This window comes from Rhodanobacter sp. DHG33, from assembly GCF_014843005.1.
Classification (GTDB): domain Bacteria; phylum Pseudomonadota; class Gammaproteobacteria; order Xanthomonadales; family Rhodanobacteraceae; genus Rhodanobacter_A.
The window spans coordinates 271920-286455 of the sequence record NZ_JACYXM010000003.1 but is presented as its reverse complement, the minus strand read 5'-3'; the positions used below and the strand labels follow the sequence as shown (position 1 = coordinate 286455).

Genomic DNA, 14536 nt, shown 5'->3' with positions numbered 1-14536 from the left:
GGTTTGCGATGACCGCCATGCCGATGGCCGAAGTCGGATATCAGCGTTTGCGCTGGCGCGATGCACCCAGCTTGCGCGTGAGCGTATTGCGTCCCACGCCCAGCGCCGCCGCCGCGTTTTGCCGATGGCCGCCATGCGCGGCCAACGCAGCTTCCAGCAGCACGCGATCCAGCGCTTCGCGGGCACGGGCGTGGATGTCGGCTTCGGCATCGGCCAGGGCTTGTGCGGCCCAGCTGCGCAACATGTCGCTCCAGTCGCCCGTGGCACCGGATGTAGGCGATGTCCCGAGGTCGGCAGGCAGGATTTCCGCACCGGGGGCGATGACCGCGAGGCGCCGGCAGAGGTTTTCCAGTTCGCGCACGTTGCCGGGGAAATCGCGCTGCGCCAGCGCTTTCAGCGCGGCCTTGGCGAAGCGTTTGGGCGGCAGCTTGAGCTCCTGCGCCGCAGCGGCGAGGAAGTGCTGTGCCAGCAGCGGAATGTCCGCGCGGCGTTCGCGCAGCGGCGGCAGCGCGATGCGCACCACGTCGAGGCGATGCTTGAGGTCGGCGCGGAATTGGCCGCCGGCCACGCGCGCGTCGAGATCCTGGTGCGTGGCCGCGACGATGCGCACATTGCAGCGGATCAGCTCCCGTCCGCCTACGCGGTAGAACTCGCCGCCGGCGAGCACGCGCAGCAGGCGCGTCTGCAGCGTCAGCGGCATGTCGCCGATTTCGTCGAGGAACAGCGTGCCGCCTTCGGCCTGCTCGAAACGGCCCGCCACGCGCCGCGCGGCCCCGGTGAACGCGCCGGCTTCATGGCCGAACAGCTCGCTCTCCAGTAGTTCCGACGGAATCGCCGCGGTGTTGAGCGCCACGAACGGACGATCGCGCCGCGCGCTTTCCTCGTGCAGCGCGCGCGCCACCAGCTCCTTGCCGGTACCGGTTTCGCCGGTGATCAGCACGTTGAGGTCGCTGGCCGCCACACGGCCTATCAGGCGGAACACTTCCCGCATCGCCGCGCTTTCACCGAGCAGCGCATGCGTGGGCGTCGCCGCGCTGCCGGCGGGTTCCACCGGCTGAGCGCCGTCGGCCAGCGCGCGCCGCACGATCGCCACGGCCTGATCGAGGTCGAAGGGCTTGGCGAGGTAGTCCACCGCGCCGGCGCGATAGGCTGCCGCAGTGGTGGCCACATCGGTGAACGCGCTCATCACGATCACCGGACCGATGCCCTTTGCCCTGAGTTCTTCGAGCAAGGCCAGGCCGCTTTCGCCCGGCATGCGTACATCGGTGAGCAGCAGCGCAGGGCGCGATTTGCGCAGGGCGATGCGTACCGCATCGGTCGCATCGAACTCGCGTACGGCCAGCCCGGCATCGCGCAATGCCGCCGCCAGCACGAAGCGAACGCCGCGGTCGTCGTCGGCGATCCAGATCTCGTCATTCATGGCCACGCTCCAGCGGCAGGTACAGCGAAAACACCGTCTCGCCCGGGCGGCTGGTGCAGCGCAATTCGCCGCCATGCTCGAGGGCGATCTCGCGCGACAGCGCCAGGCCCAGTCCCGTGCCGTCGGCGCGACCGGACACCAGCGGCTCGAACAAGGTGTCGCGCAGCTCCGCGGCCACACCGGGGCCGTCGTCGATCACGTCCACGCGCAAGGCGCTGCGCAGCACGCGCGCCCCGGCACGCACGCCATGCTCGGCGCGCGTGCGCAGGACCAGCGTGCGTGCGCCCGCTTCCACCGCATTGCGCGCGAGATTGAGCAGCACCTGTTGCAGGCGGTCCGCATCGCCGTGCACGTCGGGCAGGCTGGGGTCGTAGTCGTGGCGCAGACGCGGCGGCGAAGGCTCCGCCTGCAGCAGTTCGCTCAGCCGGTCGAGTAACTGGTGGATGCCCACCGCACCCAGCCGCGCGGCGCCATCGTGGTGCAGCAGCCGGTTCGCCAGTGCGGCGAGGCGATCTGCCTCGTCGATGATCAGGCCCGCGAGTGCCTGCAGCTCCGCGCCATCGACGCGACGCTGCAGCAGCTGCGCCGCGCCGCGCAGGCCGGCCAGCGGGTTCTTCACCTCATGCGCGAAACCGCGCAGCGTGGCGGACAGCGGCGATGCCGTGCGCGACCGCTCGGCCAGCGCATGCACTTCGACCAGCAGGCCGCCATCGCCGTCGGGCTGCAGGGCGATATCGGCCTGCAGCATGCGCTCGTCGAACGTGGAGAGCGTGGCCTCGCGCAATTGCACGAAGCGCGATTCGACCAAGGCGCGCCGTGCCTGCGCCAGATCGTCCGGCGAACGCAGCCACAAGGCCAACGGCTGCCCGACCGCGCTGCGCATGCCGCTGCCCAGCCACTCGGCCAGCGCGCCATTGAGCCAGCGCACGCGCAGCCCGGCGTCGACCCGGGCCACCCCGGTCGCCAGCTGTTCTGCCCATGTCTGCCATGGCTGTCCGCTCATTGCACCATCTTGATGGTTGCCCCATTTTGGGGCAACAAGGGGCACGGCATTCCTCGCACCCATTGAAAAGACGAAGGGGAGGGCTCGCGCCCTCCCCTTCGCATGCTGTGCACGGCGCGCGCGTGCTTACAGCGCGTAGTACATCTGGAACTCCAGCGGATGCGTGCTGGCGCGGTAGCGGGTGACTTCCTGCATCTTCAGTTCGATGTAGGCGTCGATGAAGTCGTCGGTGAAGACGCCGCCGGCCTTGAGGAAGTCGCGGTCCTTGTCCAGCGCTTCTAGCGCCTGGTCGAGGCTGGAGCACACCTGCGGGATGTTCTTCTCTTCTTCCGGCGGCAGGTCGTACAAATCCTTGTCGGCCGGCGCACCCGGATCGATCTTGTTGAGGATGCCGTCGAGGCCGGCCATCATCAGCGCGGTGAACACCAGGTAGCCGGAGTTCATCGGGTCGGGGAAGCGCACCTCGATGCGGCGGCCCTTGGGGCTGGCCACGTAGGGGATGCGGCAGCTCGCCGAGCGGTTGCGCGCGGAATAGGCCAGCATCACCGGGGCTTCGAAGCCAGGCACCAGGCGCTTGTAGCTGTTGGTGGTGGAGTTGGCGAAGGCGTTGATCGCCTTGGCGTGCTTGAAGATGCCGCCGATGTACCACAGCGCGGTCTGGCTGAGGCCGCCGTACAGGTCGCCGGCGAACAGGTTCTCGCCGTTCTTCGCCAGCGACTGGTGCACGTGCATGCCGCTGCCGTTGTCGCCCACGATGGGCTTGGGCATGAAGGTGACGGTCTTGCCGTTCTGGTGGGCCACGTTCTTGATGACGTACTTCATCGTCATCAGTTCGTCGGCCTTCTGCACCAGCGTGTTGAACTTCACGCCGATCTCGCACTGGCCGGCATTCGCCACTTCATGGTGGTGCACTTCCACCACCTGGCCCAGCGACTCCAGCACCTTGCACATGTCGGCGCGCAGGTCGCCCAGCGTGTCCACCGGCGACACCGGGAAGTAGCCGCCCTTCACGCCGGGGCGATGGCCCATGTTGCCGTCTTCGTACTTGAAGCGCGTGCTCCAGGCGGCCTCGTTCGACTCGATTTCGTAGAACACGCGGCCCATGTCGTTCTGCCAGCGGACCGAGTCGAAGATGAAGAACTCCGGCTCCGGCCCGAAGAAGGCGGTGTCGGCGATGCCGGTGGACTTGAGGTAGGCCTCGCCGCGCTTGGCGATGGAACGAGGGTCGCGGCCGTAGGCCTGCAGGGTGCTCGGTTCCAGCACGTCGCAATGCAGGACCAGCTGGGTGTGCTGGCTGAACGGGTCGAGGTAGGCGGTGTCCGCGTCGGGCATCAGGATCATGTCCGACTCGTTGATGCCCTTCCAGCCGCTGATCGACGAACCGTCGAACATCTTGCCGTCCTCGAACGTGCTCTCGTCGATGGCGTGCGCCGGGAAGGTGACGTGATGGTGCTTGCCGAGCATGTCGGCAAAACGGAAGTCGACGAACTCGACCTCGTGTTCAACGATCAGGTCGAGCACTTTCTTGGCGGACATGGTGGAACCTCTGTGGTGGTTGATGTGCTGTGGAAGGCAAGGGTCGTGCCACACTGTAACCCATAGAAAAACAGTGACTTACTGGAGAGCCGGTTATCGCGAAAATCCATCGTGGAGCAAAAGGCAATGTATTTTGCACCATCCTGGACATCAGGCGCGCCCCGACATCCGATTCGCGGCGAAGCGCGCGGATCCCCGCACCGGGGACACCCTGAAGTCACGAACTGCCTCTAAGCTACGCCTCAATTTGCCGTGGCCTAGACGCGGCCCCACCGATGGAATCCATCCATGACCGATCTGCTCAACATCATCCTGCTTGGCATCATCGAAGGTATCACTGAGTTCCTGCCGATCTCCTCCACCGGCCATCTGCTGATCGCCGAGCATTGGCTGGGCGCGCGCTCCGACCTGTTCAACGTGGGCATCCAGGCAGGCGCGATCCTGGCCATCACGCTGGTGTACTGGAAGCGCATCTGGCAATTGCTGACGCAATGGCGCGACCCTGGCACGCGCGACTACCTTTTCAAGCTGACGGTGGCGTTCCTGATCACCTGCGTGCTGGGCCTGTTCGTCACGCATTACGGCTTCAAGCTGCCGGAAACGGTGACGCCGATCGCCTGGGCCTTGATCATCGGCGGCTTCTGGATGATCGGAGCGGAAGCGCTGGCCGCACGCCAGCCGGATCGCCGCGAGGTGACCTGGACGGTGGCGATCCTGGTGGGTATCGCGCAGATGGTGGCGGGCGTGTTCCCGGGCACCTCGCGCTCCGGCGCCACGATCTTCGCTGCCATGCTGTTCGGCACCAGCAACCGTGCTGCCGCCACCGAATTCGCCTTCCTGGTCGGCATCCCCACCATGTATGCGGCCACCGGCTACGAACTGCTGAAGGTATGGAAGAGCGGCGGCGCGGCGCACGAGGACTGGACCGCGCTGGGCGTGGGCTTCCTCGTCTCGCTGATCGTCGGCTTCATCGCGGTGAAGTGGCTGCTCGGCTACATCCGCACGCACCGCTTCACGGTATTCGCCGTCTACCGCATCGCGCTGGGCGCAGCCTTGCTGCTGTTGATGCCGGCTGGCATGTGAGCGGTATCGACATCGCCGGGCGCCTGGACGGCGCCCTTGCGCGGTAGCGCCATGCCCAGCTTGCACGCGGGCAGGTTGGTACGCTCGAACAGCTCGTGCACCCATTCCAGGAAGGCCTGCACGCGCGCGGAGAGATGCTTCTTCTGCGGGTAGACCAGCCACACCGGCGAGCCGGTGCAGATGGTGTCCTCCATGATCACTTGCAGCTTGCCCATGCTGATGGCGCATGCGGCCAGCCAGTGCGGCACCTGGATGATGCCCAGCCCGGCCATCGCCGCCTGGATCACCGATTCGCCGTCGTTGATCAGCAGGTGTGCGTCGATGTCCAGCGCGATGCGGCCGTCCGGCGTGTCGAATTGCCACTGGTAGGGGCGGCCACTGGTGGGATAGACGTAGTTGATGCAGCGGTGCTGCGCGAGGTCGGCGATGGTGACCGGCGCGCCATGGCGCTCCAGATAGGCAGGCGCGGCGCACAGCACGTTGCTGAAATAGCCGAGCTTGCGCGCGATCAGGTTGGAATCCTCCAGCTCGCCCATACGGATCGCGCAGTCGATGCCCTCCTCGATCAGGCCGATGTTGCGGTCGCTCATCGACAGCTCGAGCCGGATGTCGGGATAGCGCGCCTCGAAGTCGGCGAGGTTGGGAATCAGCGCGGCGCGCCCCACCGAGACGTTCACCGCCACGCGCAGCTTGCCCTTGGGCTTGTTGCGGGCGTAGTTAAGCGCATCCACCGCCTCGCCGAGGTCGGCGAGGATCGCCTTGCAGCGCTGATAGAACGATTCGCCGTCGTCGGTGAGCCGCAGCGCACGCGTGCTGCGGAACAGCAGACGTACGCCGATCTGCTCCTCCAAGCGCGATACGGCACGGCTCACCCCGGACGGGGTCATGCCCAGTTGCACGGCGGCAGCCGCAAAACTGCGGGCCTCCACCACGCGGACGAAGCTCGTTATTGCTGAAAAATCTTCCATGCCTGACATTGTGACGTCATTCGTGCCTGGCTGTCACGAGTGGAGTTCACGAAATAGGATTTTTCTGTACTAATCGGTACATCTATTATTCGCCTCCCCCATCGTGCTGCAACGCCGCACGACCCACTCCAGGGAGAGTGAACATGAAGAAGAATCTGATCCTGTCCGGACTCGTCGTTGCGACCGTCGCCGGCAGCTGGGCCCTGCTTGGCGAACATGGCGGCACCCACGCCCAGGACGTTGGTGCCGGTGCCGCCCTGCCCGAGGTGACTGTAGCCCGTGCCCTGCTGCGCCCGGTGAGCAACAGCGCCGACTTCACCGGCCGCGTGCAGGCGGTGGACAGCGTGGAACTGCGCCCGCGGGTGGGCGGCTACGTCGAATCCGTGGCGTTCAAGGAAGGCGCGCTGGTGCACAAGGGCGACGTGCTGTTCCGCATCGACCCGCGTCCCTTCCAGGCCGAAGTCGACCGCCTTACCGCCACCCGCACCCAGGCGCTGGCGGAACATGCATTGGCCGAGGTCAACGCCCAGCGTGCGCGCCGTCTGCTCGACCAGCGTGCGATCTCGCAGCAGGAAGCCGACAGCCTGGCCACGGCCGCACAAAGTGCCGACGCGGCACTGGCCGCCGCCGATGCCGCGCTCGCCACGGCAAAACTCAATCTCGGCTACACCGAGGTGCGCTCGCCCATCGACGGCCGCGTCAGCAACGTACGCATCACTCCCGGCAACCTGGTCGGCAGCGGCGACGTACTGACCAGCGTGGTCTCGGTGAACCCGGTGTACGTGTACTTCGACGTGGACGAACACACCTGGCTGAAGCTCGACCATGTGCGCGCCGATGCCACGCACGGCGGCAACAGCCCGCACATCGAAGCGGCGATGGAACTGTCCGACGAGAACGGCTACCCGCACGCCGGCCGCATCGACTTCGTCGACAACCAGCTGCATACCGATTCCGGCACCATGCGGCTGCGCGCGGTGTTCGACAACAAGGACAGCCTGTTCACTCCCGGCCTTTACGCGCGCATCCGCCTGCAGAGCGGCCAGCCCCAGCCACGCCTGCTGATCGACGATCGTGCGGTGGGCACCGACCTCGGCAACCAGTTCGTCTACGTGGTCGACACCCAGCACAAGGTGGAGTACCGCAAGGTCAGCACTGGCGCGCTGTTCCACGGCCTGCGCGTGATCGACAGCGGCCTGGCGCCCGGCGACGTGGTGGTGGTGAACGGTCTGCAGCGCGTGCGCCCCGGTGCCGAAGTGAATCCGCAGCAGGTGGCGATGGACTACCAGCTCGACAAGCAGGACAAGGCGGTAGTCGACGCGACCGCTCCCGCCTCGCACGACGCCGACACGGCGCAGGCCGGCCGAGCCGCAACCACTTCCATCGCAGCATCCCTCTCTTCCCGCGAGAGGGCGCCGGCAGGCGGATGAGGACAAGGCCAGCACGCCCCCTCGAAGCTTCGCCGAACCCTCATCCGCCCTGCAGGCACCTTCTCCCGACGGGAGAAGGACGGGCCCGTGCGGCGTGACCACAAGGTAATCCCATGAAAAACATCGCCCAGTTTTTCGTCGACCGGCCCATCATGGCCGCGGTGCTTTCGCTGCTGTTCGTCATCACCGGCAGCATCGCGGTCTTCCAGTTGCCGATCAGCGAATATCCCGAAGTGGTGCCGCCCACCGTGGTGGTGCGCGCCAACTATCCCGGCGCCAACCCCAAGGTGATCGCCGAGACCGTCGCCACGCCGCTGGAAACCCAGATCAACGGCGTGGAAGGCATGCTCTACACCTCCTCGCAAGCCACCAGCGACGGCGTGATGACGCTCACCGTGACTTTCGCGCTGGGCACCAATCTCAACGACGCCCAGGTGGAAGTGCAGAACCGCGTGTCGCAGGCGCTGCCGCGCCTGCCCGAGGAAGTGCAGCGCCTCGGCGTGACCACGCAGAAGAGTTCGCCCGACCTCACCATGGTGGTGCACCTCACCTCGCCCGATCAGCGCTACGACATGCTGTACCTGTCGAACTACGCACGGCTGCACGTGAAGGACGTGCTGAGCCGGTTGAACGGTGTCGGCGACGTGCAGATCTTCGGCGCCGGCGAATACTCCATGCGCGTGTGGCTCAACCCGGACCGGCTGGCCCAGCGCGGCCTCACCACCGGCGACGTGGCGAACGCGATCCGCGAGCAGAACGTACAGGTGGCCGCCGGCGCGCTGAACGCACCGCCGGTGCGCAGCAACGCCGACTTCCAGCTCAACATCAACACGCAGGGCCGCCTGAGCACGGTGGACGATTTCCGCAACATCGTGCTGCGCACCGACGCCGACGGCGCCGTGGTGCACCTGGGCGACGTGGCGCGGGTGGAGCTGGGTTCCGACCAGTACGCGCTGCGCAGCCTGCTGGACAACCAGCCCGCAGTGGCCATTCCGATCTTCGCGCGGCCCGGCTCCAACGCCATCCAGATCTCCGACGAGGTGCGCGCCACCATGGCGCAGTTGAAGAAGGAGTTCCCGCAGGGCATCGAGTACCACATCGTGTACGACCCCACGGTGTTCGTTCGCGGCTCCATCGAGGCGGTGGCGCACACCCTGCTGGAGGCGATCCTGCTGGTGGTGCTGGTGGTGATCTTGTTCCTGCAGACTTGGCGCGCCTCGGTCATTCCGCTGATCGCGGTGCCGGTGTCGCTGATCGGCACCTTCGCGGTGATGTACGTGGTGGGCTTCTCGCTCAACGCGCTGTCGCTGTTCGGCATGGTGCTGGCGATCGGCATCGTGGTGGACGACGCCATCGTGGTGGTGGAAAACGTGGAGCGCCACATCGAGCTCGGCCAGACGCCGAAGGAAGCCACGCGCAAGGCAATGCGCGAGGTCACCGGACCGATCGTGGCAACGGCGCTGGTGCTGTGCGCGGTGTTCATCCCTACCGCTTTCATCAGCGGCCTAACCGGCGAGTTCTACCGCCAGTTCGCGCTGACCATCGCGATCTCCACGGTGATCTCGGCGTTCAACTCGCTGACCTTGAGCCCGGCGATGGCAGCCATCCTGCTGCTGCCGCACGGTGCGCCAAAGGACCGCCTCACCCGCGCCATCGACCGCCTGTTCGGTTGGCTGTTCCGTCCGTTCAACCGCCTGTTCCATCGTGGCGCGGAGCGCTACGTGGAAGGCACGCGCAAGCTGCAGGGCAAGGGCGGGGCCGCGCTGGTGGTGTATGCAGCGCTGATCGCGCTCACCGCGTTCGGCTTCTGGCACGTACCCACCGGCTTCGTGCCGACGCAGGACAAGCAATACCTCGTGTCGTTCGCGCAGCTGCCTGACGCCGCTTCGCTGGACCGCACCGAAGACGTGATCAAGCGCATGAGCGCAATCGCGCTGAAGCAGCCCGGCGTGCAGAGCGCGGTGGCCTTCCCCGGCCTGTCGGTGAACGGCTTCACCAACAGCAGCAACGCCGGCATCGTGTTCGTGACGCTGAAACCGTTCGAGGAACGGCGCAGCGCGGACCTTTCCGCCGGCGCCATCGCGGGCGCGTTGAATGCGAAGTTCGCCTCCATCCAGGACGCCTACATCGCGATCTTCCCGCCGCCGCCGGTGATGGGCCTGGGCACGATCGGTGGTTTCCGCATGCAGGTGGAAGACCGCGGCCAGCTCGGCTTCGACGAGCTGTACAAGCAGACGCAGAACCTGATCGCGGCGAGCCGCAAGGACCCCGCGCTGGCTGGGCTGTTCTCCAGCTTCCAGGTCAACGTGCCGCAGGTGGACGTGGACGTGGACCGCGAGAAGGCCAAGGCCGAAGGCGTGAACCTGGGCGACGTGTACGAGACCATGCAGGCCTACCTCGGCTCGCTCTACGTCAACGACTTCAACCGCTTCGGCCGCACCTACCAGGTGAACCTGTCCGCCGAGCCCTCGTTCCGCCACGATCTCGAAGACATCAACCAGCTGAAGACGCGCAACGCGCGCGGCGAGATGGTGCCGCTGGGCTCCTTCGTCACCGTGGCGCACGGCGCGGGTCCCGATCGCGTGCAGCACTACAACGGCTACCCCACCGCCGAGATCAACGGCGGCCCGGCGCCGGGCTACAGCTCGGGGCAGGCGCAGGCGGCCATCGAGAAGCTGGCGCAGCAGATCCTGCCGAACGGCATGAGCTTCGAGTGGACCGACCTCACCTACCAGCAGATCCTCGCCGGCAACACCGCGGTGCTGGTGTTTCCGTTGTGCGTGCTGCTGGTGTTTCTGGTGCTGTCCTCGCTGTACGAGAGCTGGTCGCTGCCGCTGGCGGTGATCTTGATCGTGCCGATGGTGCTGCTCTCCGCGATCGCCGGCGTGTGGCTGTCGGGCGGCGACAACAACATCTTCACCCAGATCGGCCTGATCGTGCTGGTGGGCCTGGCCTGCAAGAACGCGATCCTGATTGTGGAGTTCGCCCGCGAACGCCAGCACGAAGGCATGAGCCGCCACGAGGCGGTGCTGGAAGCCGCCCGCCTGCGACTGCGCCCGATCCTGATGACGTCGATCGCCTTCATCATGGGCGTGGTGCCGCTGGTGACTTCGCACGGCGCCGGCGCGGAAATGCGCCACGCGATGGGCGTGGCGGTGTTCTCCGGCATGCTCGGCGTCACCCTGTTCGGGCTGATTTACACCCCGTTGTTCTACGTCGTGATTCGCGCGCTGGTGGAACGCCGCGAAGCGCGCAAGCACGCGCAGGCGAACGGCTTGCCGGCGCTGGAGGGACATTGAGATGAAAAGCTTGCTTCGCAATACCGCGTTGTTCGCCGCCCTGGTGCTGGCCGGTTGCGCCAGCATCGGCCCCGACTACAAGGCGCCGACCACGCCCGCGCCACAACTGCAGGGCATCGACGCGGCGCGCGAAAGCGCCACGCAGTTCCAGGCCCAATGGTGGAAGCAGTTCGGTGACCCGATGCTCGACGCGCTGATCCAGCGCGCCGCCGCCGGCAACCTCGATCTGCGCATCGCGCAAGCGCGGCTGGCCGAATCGCGCGCCCTCCTCGGCGGTGCGAAATCCCAGTACCTGCCCGACGTGCAGGCCGGTGTTTCGTACAGCCGCAGCCGTGAGCAGACGCCGGGCTTCGATACCCAGCGCAGCACGGTCACCGCCTACCAGGCCGGCTTCGACGCCAGCTGGGAAATCGACGTGTTCGGCGGCGTGCGCCGCTCGGTGGAAGCCGCGCACGCCGACCTCGGCGCCAGCGAAGCGGGACTGCAGGATGCGCAGGTGAGCCTGTTCGCCGAAGTGGCGCGCAACTACTTCGACCTGCGCGGCACGCAGCAGCGGCAGGCGATCGCCAACCGCGACATCGCCAACCAGCAGGACACGCTGAAGCTGATCCGCGCCCGCGCCGAAGTGGGCACGGCCTCCGACCAGGACGTGGCCAGCGCCGAGGCGCAGCTCAGCGCGGCACAGGCGCAACTGCCCCTGCTCGACATGCAGGCGCATGCCGACGAGTACCGACTCGCCGTGCTCCTGGGCGAACAGCCCGGCGCGCTGGACGTCGACGTCTCGCCGCAGACGTTCAAGCCCATCGATGCCGTGCTGCCCATCGGCGCCGCGGGCGACGTGCTGGCGCGGCGGCCCGACGTGCGCATCGCCGAACGCGAATACGCCGCCGCCAACGCGCGCATCGGCGTGGCCAAGGCGGATTTCTTCCCGCATGTCTCGCTGGGCGGCTTCCTCGGTTTCCTCGCCGGGCGCAGCAACGATTTCGGCGGCCCGTCTTCGCGTGCCTGGTCGATCGCGCCCAGCATCACCTGGAACGGCCTCAACGTGCAGCGGGTACGCAGCGAACTGCATGCCGCCGAAGCGCGCACCGATGCCGCGCAGGCCAACTACCAGCGCACCGTGCTGGAAGCCGTCGAAGACGTGGACAACGCCGTGGTGGGCTACAACCTGCAGCATGATCGCGTCGAGAAGCTGCTCGCGCAGGCACAGCAGAGCCAGCGCGCTGCCGAGCTGGCCAAGGTGCGTTACGAACAGGGCGCCACCGGCTACCTCGAACTGCTCGACGCCCAGCGCGTGCAGCTCGCCGCGGATGACGCGCTGGCACAGGCACAAGCTGCCATCGACACGCGTGCTGTGGCGCTCTACAAGGCGCTGGGCGGTGGCTGGCAGGCCTGCGGTGACGACGCGCATTGCGCGCCGGTCGCCACTCCGGTGGCCGCCGTGCCATGAGCAGGACGCGCCAGCCCGCGGCGCAGGACGCGCCGCCCATCTCCGGTGTACATCGCGTGGCCCTGGTCAGCGGTGCGAACCGCGGGCTGGGTTTCGAAGTGGCGCGCCAGCTCGCTGCGCGCGGCTACAGCGTGCTGCTGGGGGCGCGCGATCTCGCCAAGGGTCGGCACGCCGCGAAGCAGATCGCCGGTGACGTCACGGCCGTGCCGCTGGACATCACCGATGCAACGCAGATCGCCGAACTCGCCGCCTGGATAGAACGCGAACACGGCCGCCTCGATGTGCTGGTGAACAACGCCGGCGGCTACGCCGACAGCACCGCACGTGCCGAGAGCGCCGGGGCCACCGACGTTCGCGCCGCGCTGGAAACCAACCTGCTCGGCGCATGGCAGCTCAGCAGCGCGGTGCTGCCGCTGATGCGCCGGCACCGCTACGGTCGCATCGTCAATGTCACCAGCGGCTGCGCCGGCGTCACCGCACCCGACGCCATCGGCTATCCCGCCTACCGCGTCTCCAAGGCTGCGCTCAACGCCTATACCCGCGCGCTCGCCGCCGAACTCGCCGGCAGTGGCATCCTGGTCAACGCGGTCTGTCCCGGCTGGCTAGCCACCGGCCTCGGTGGCCCCGGCGGCGGACCGGTGGAACGCGGCGCCGCCAGCGTGGTCGCCGCTGCCTGCCAGCCCGAACCCGGCATCAACGGCGCGCTGCTGCGCGACGGCCAGCGCATCGCGTGGTAACACGCACCCTTTCCCACAGAGGAGCCACCCCATGCCGCAAACTCCCCAGGTCAATCGTCGCGTGCTGCTCGCCGCGCGTCCGCACGGCAAGCCCGCACCGCAGGATTTCCGTCTCGATGAAGCGCCCGTACCCGAGCCGCAGGACGGCCAGGTGCTGCTGCGCACCCTGTACCTCTCGCTCGATCCCTACATGCGCAACCTGATGAACGCCGCAGGCGCCAGCTACGCGCCCGCGGTAGCCGTGGGTGCGCCGATGGCGGGCGGTACGGTGAACCGTGTGGTGGTCTCGCGCCATCCGGATTTCCGCGTCGGCGACCTGGTACTTGGCAACGCCGGCTGGCAGGACTATGCGTTGTCCGACGGCAGTGGCCTCACACCGCTCGGCGACATGCCGCAGCCTTCGCTGGCACTGGGCGCACTGGGCATGACCGCGTTCACCGCCTATGTCGGTCTGCTCGACATCGGCCAGCCGCAGCCGGGCGAGACCGTGGTGGTGGGCGCCGCCACCGGTGCGGTGGGGGCCGTGGTGGGCCAGCTCGCCAGGCTCAAGGGCGCGCGCGTGATCGGCATTGCCGGCGGTGCGGACAAGTGCCGTCTCGCGGTGGAAGAACTGGGCTACGACGCCTGCCTCGACCGCCACGCACCGCAGTTGGCCAAGCGCCTCGCCGAAGCCTGCCCGGACGGCATCGACGTCTACTTCGAGAGCGTGGGCGGCGAGGTGCTGGACGCCGCGTTGCCCCTGCTCAACAACCATGCCCGCGTGCCGGTGTGCGGCATCATCGCGCACTACAACGACGACGCGGCGCCGGCCGGCCCCGACCATCGCCCCGCCCTGCTCTCCACCGTGCTGCAGAAGCGCATCCGCATGCAGGGCTTCGTGATACTCGACCACTACGCCACGCGTTTCGCCGATTTCCGCCGCGAGATGGGCGAGTGGATCGCGGCAGGCCAGGTGAAGACGCGCGAGGATGTGGTGGACGGCCTCGAGCAGGCACCGGACGCCTTCATCGGCCTGCTCGAGGGACGCAACGCAGGCAAGCTGGTGGTGCGCGTAGGCGGGGACTGAACCCCGCCGCGCTCAGCTCTTGCCGAGTTCCGTGTGCGCCGAATACAACGCGTGCCAGTGGCCGTCGACGTAGGTGAACACGTCCGAGGAATACAGCTTGCCCTTGGTCGCGGGCGCGTTGCTGACGAAGCTGAGGATCGCGGTATCGCCCTGCAGCGTCACCTGCTGGTCCACCGGATGCGCCTGCTGCCACGCTGTCACCTGCTGTTTCATCGCCGGCGAGCCGTGGTTCTTCGCGGCATGGGCCATGATGGCGGCCTTCGTGGCGAAGGTGCCGGTCACGCCCACCGACCGGTAGTCCGGCAGCAGCATGCCGTCGAGCCAGGCGGTATCGCCGCTCTCCTCGGCTTCCAGCCAGTGCTGGTCCACCGCTATCACGGCGGCGGCGGTGCGCGCGGTTTCGTCCGTGGCGGAAGTGCCGCCCTGCGGTGCCGCGATGGCCTGCGTACCAACCACGCCGACGGCTAGCAACAAACCGGCGCACGCAAGGCTGGTACGGAGGGGGTAATAAGTGCGGTAAGGCATGTTGTCGTCCCGTTGGCGC

General features: G+C 67.4%; 11 protein-coding genes. 6 read left to right on the top strand and 5 right to left on the bottom strand.

Annotated features, from left to right (window positions below; translation table 11 throughout):
• Nucleotides 1-40: 40 nt before the first annotated feature.
• The 3 genes from ntrC to glnA form a co-directional block, all read right to left on the bottom strand.
• Entirely contained in the window at nt 41-1420 is a 1380-nt protein-coding gene (gene ntrC / locus IHE46_RS07580; protein ID WP_225562872.1) for a nitrogen regulation protein NR(I), read from the bottom strand.
• Nucleotides 1413-2423 (bottom strand): ATP-binding protein, encoded by a 1011-nt coding sequence (locus IHE46_RS07575; RefSeq protein ID WP_192164022.1) that lies wholly within the window; start codon nt 2421-2423, stop codon nt 1413-1415. Before IHE46_RS07575 ends, ntrC begins: the two co-directional genes overlap by 8 nt.
• Before the next feature lie 126 nt (nt 2424-2549).
• Nucleotides 2550-3959 (bottom strand): type I glutamate--ammonia ligase, encoded by a 1410-nt coding sequence (glnA, locus tag IHE46_RS07570; protein ID WP_192164021.1) that lies wholly within the window; start codon nt 3957-3959, stop codon nt 2550-2552.
• Nucleotides 3960-4247: 288 nt separating this feature from the next.
• On the opposite strand from glnA, the gene IHE46_RS07565 reads away from it, so the two are divergent.
• A complete protein-coding gene (locus IHE46_RS07565; RefSeq protein WP_192164020.1) occupies nt 4248-5042 on the top strand; it encodes an undecaprenyl-diphosphate phosphatase in 795 nt (264 codons plus the stop codon).
• Here IHE46_RS07565 and IHE46_RS07560 read toward each other — a convergent pair.
• Nucleotides 4988-6010, bottom strand: a complete 1023-nt coding sequence (locus IHE46_RS07560; protein ID WP_192164019.1) for a LysR family transcriptional regulator — start codon at nt 6008-6010, stop codon at nt 4988-4990. The two genes, IHE46_RS07565 and IHE46_RS07560, sit on opposite strands and share 55 nt — an antisense overlap.
• Before the next feature lie 143 nt (nt 6011-6153).
• On the opposite strand from IHE46_RS07560, the gene IHE46_RS07555 reads away from it, so the two are divergent.
• From IHE46_RS07555 to IHE46_RS07535, 5 genes are all read left to right on the top strand, one after another.
• Nucleotides 6154-7440 carry an efflux RND transporter periplasmic adaptor subunit gene (locus tag IHE46_RS07555; protein ID WP_192164018.1) on the top strand — a complete coding sequence of 429 codons (1287 nt, stop codon included), beginning with the start codon at nt 6154-6156 and terminating at the stop codon, nt 7438-7440.
• A 113-nt stretch (nt 7441-7553) separates the two neighbouring features.
• Nucleotides 7554-10739, top strand: a complete 3186-nt coding sequence (locus IHE46_RS07550) for an efflux RND transporter permease subunit (protein ID WP_192164017.1) — start codon at nt 7554-7556, stop codon at nt 10737-10739.
• Nucleotide 10740: 1 nt separating this feature from the next.
• The gene (locus IHE46_RS07545) at nt 10741-12189 is read left to right on the top strand and encodes an efflux transporter outer membrane subunit (RefSeq protein ID WP_192164016.1); all 1449 of its coding nucleotides are present in this window, start codon (nt 10741-10743) and stop codon (nt 12187-12189) included.
• Nucleotides 12186-12926, top strand: a complete 741-nt coding sequence (locus tag IHE46_RS07540; protein WP_192164015.1) for an SDR family NAD(P)-dependent oxidoreductase — start codon at nt 12186-12188, stop codon at nt 12924-12926. The genes IHE46_RS07545 and IHE46_RS07540 overlap by 4 nt, the downstream gene beginning before the upstream one ends.
• Nucleotides 12927-12957: 31 nt before the next feature.
• A complete protein-coding gene (locus tag IHE46_RS07535) occupies nt 12958-13992 on the top strand; it encodes an NADP-dependent oxidoreductase (protein ID WP_192164014.1) in 1035 nt (344 codons plus the stop codon).
• A gap of 12 nt (nt 13993-14004) precedes the next feature.
• Here the strand turns inward: IHE46_RS07535 and IHE46_RS07530 are convergent, their stop codons facing one another.
• Complete coding sequence (locus IHE46_RS07530) at nt 14005-14517, bottom strand: nuclear transport factor 2 family protein (protein WP_192164013.1); 513 nt, start codon at nt 14515-14517, stop codon at nt 14005-14007.
• Between the last annotated feature and the right edge of the window lie 19 nt (nt 14518-14536).

Bases quoted from the DNA above. Each gene is read 5' to 3' on its own strand.
- IHE46_RS07565 (WP_192164020.1), top strand. From the start codon at position 4,248: ATGACCGATCTGCTCAACATCATCCTGCTTGGCATCATCGAAGGTATC.
- IHE46_RS07555 (WP_192164018.1), top strand. From the start codon at position 6,154: ATGAAGAAGAATCTGATCCTGTCCGGACTCGTCGTTGCGACCGTCGCC.
- IHE46_RS07550 (WP_192164017.1), top strand. From the start codon at position 7,554: ATGAAAAACATCGCCCAGTTTTTCGTCGACCGGCCCATCATGGCCGCG.
- IHE46_RS07545 (WP_192164016.1), top strand. From the start codon at position 10,741: ATGAAAAGCTTGCTTCGCAATACCGCGTTGTTCGCCGCCCTGGTGCTG.
- glnA (WP_192164021.1), bottom strand. From the start codon at position 3,959: ATGTCCGCCAAGAAAGTGCTCGACCTGATCGTTGAACACGAGGTCGAG.
- IHE46_RS07530 (WP_192164013.1), bottom strand. From the start codon at position 14,517: ATGCCTTACCGCACTTATTACCCCCTCCGTACCAGCCTTGCGTGCGCC.
- ntrC (WP_225562872.1), bottom strand. From the start codon at position 1,420: ATGAATGACGAGATCTGGATCGCCGACGACGACCGCGGCGTTCGCTTC.
- IHE46_RS07560 (WP_192164019.1), bottom strand. From the start codon at position 6,010: ATGGAAGATTTTTCAGCAATAACGAGCTTCGTCCGCGTGGTGGAGGCC.
- IHE46_RS07540 (WP_192164015.1), top strand. From the start codon at position 12,186: ATGAGCAGGACGCGCCAGCCCGCGGCGCAGGACGCGCCGCCCATCTCC.
- IHE46_RS07535 (WP_192164014.1), top strand. From the start codon at position 12,958: ATGCCGCAAACTCCCCAGGTCAATCGTCGCGTGCTGCTCGCCGCGCGT.
- IHE46_RS07575 (WP_192164022.1), bottom strand. From the start codon at position 2,423: ATGAGCGGACAGCCATGGCAGACATGGGCAGAACAGCTGGCGACCGGG.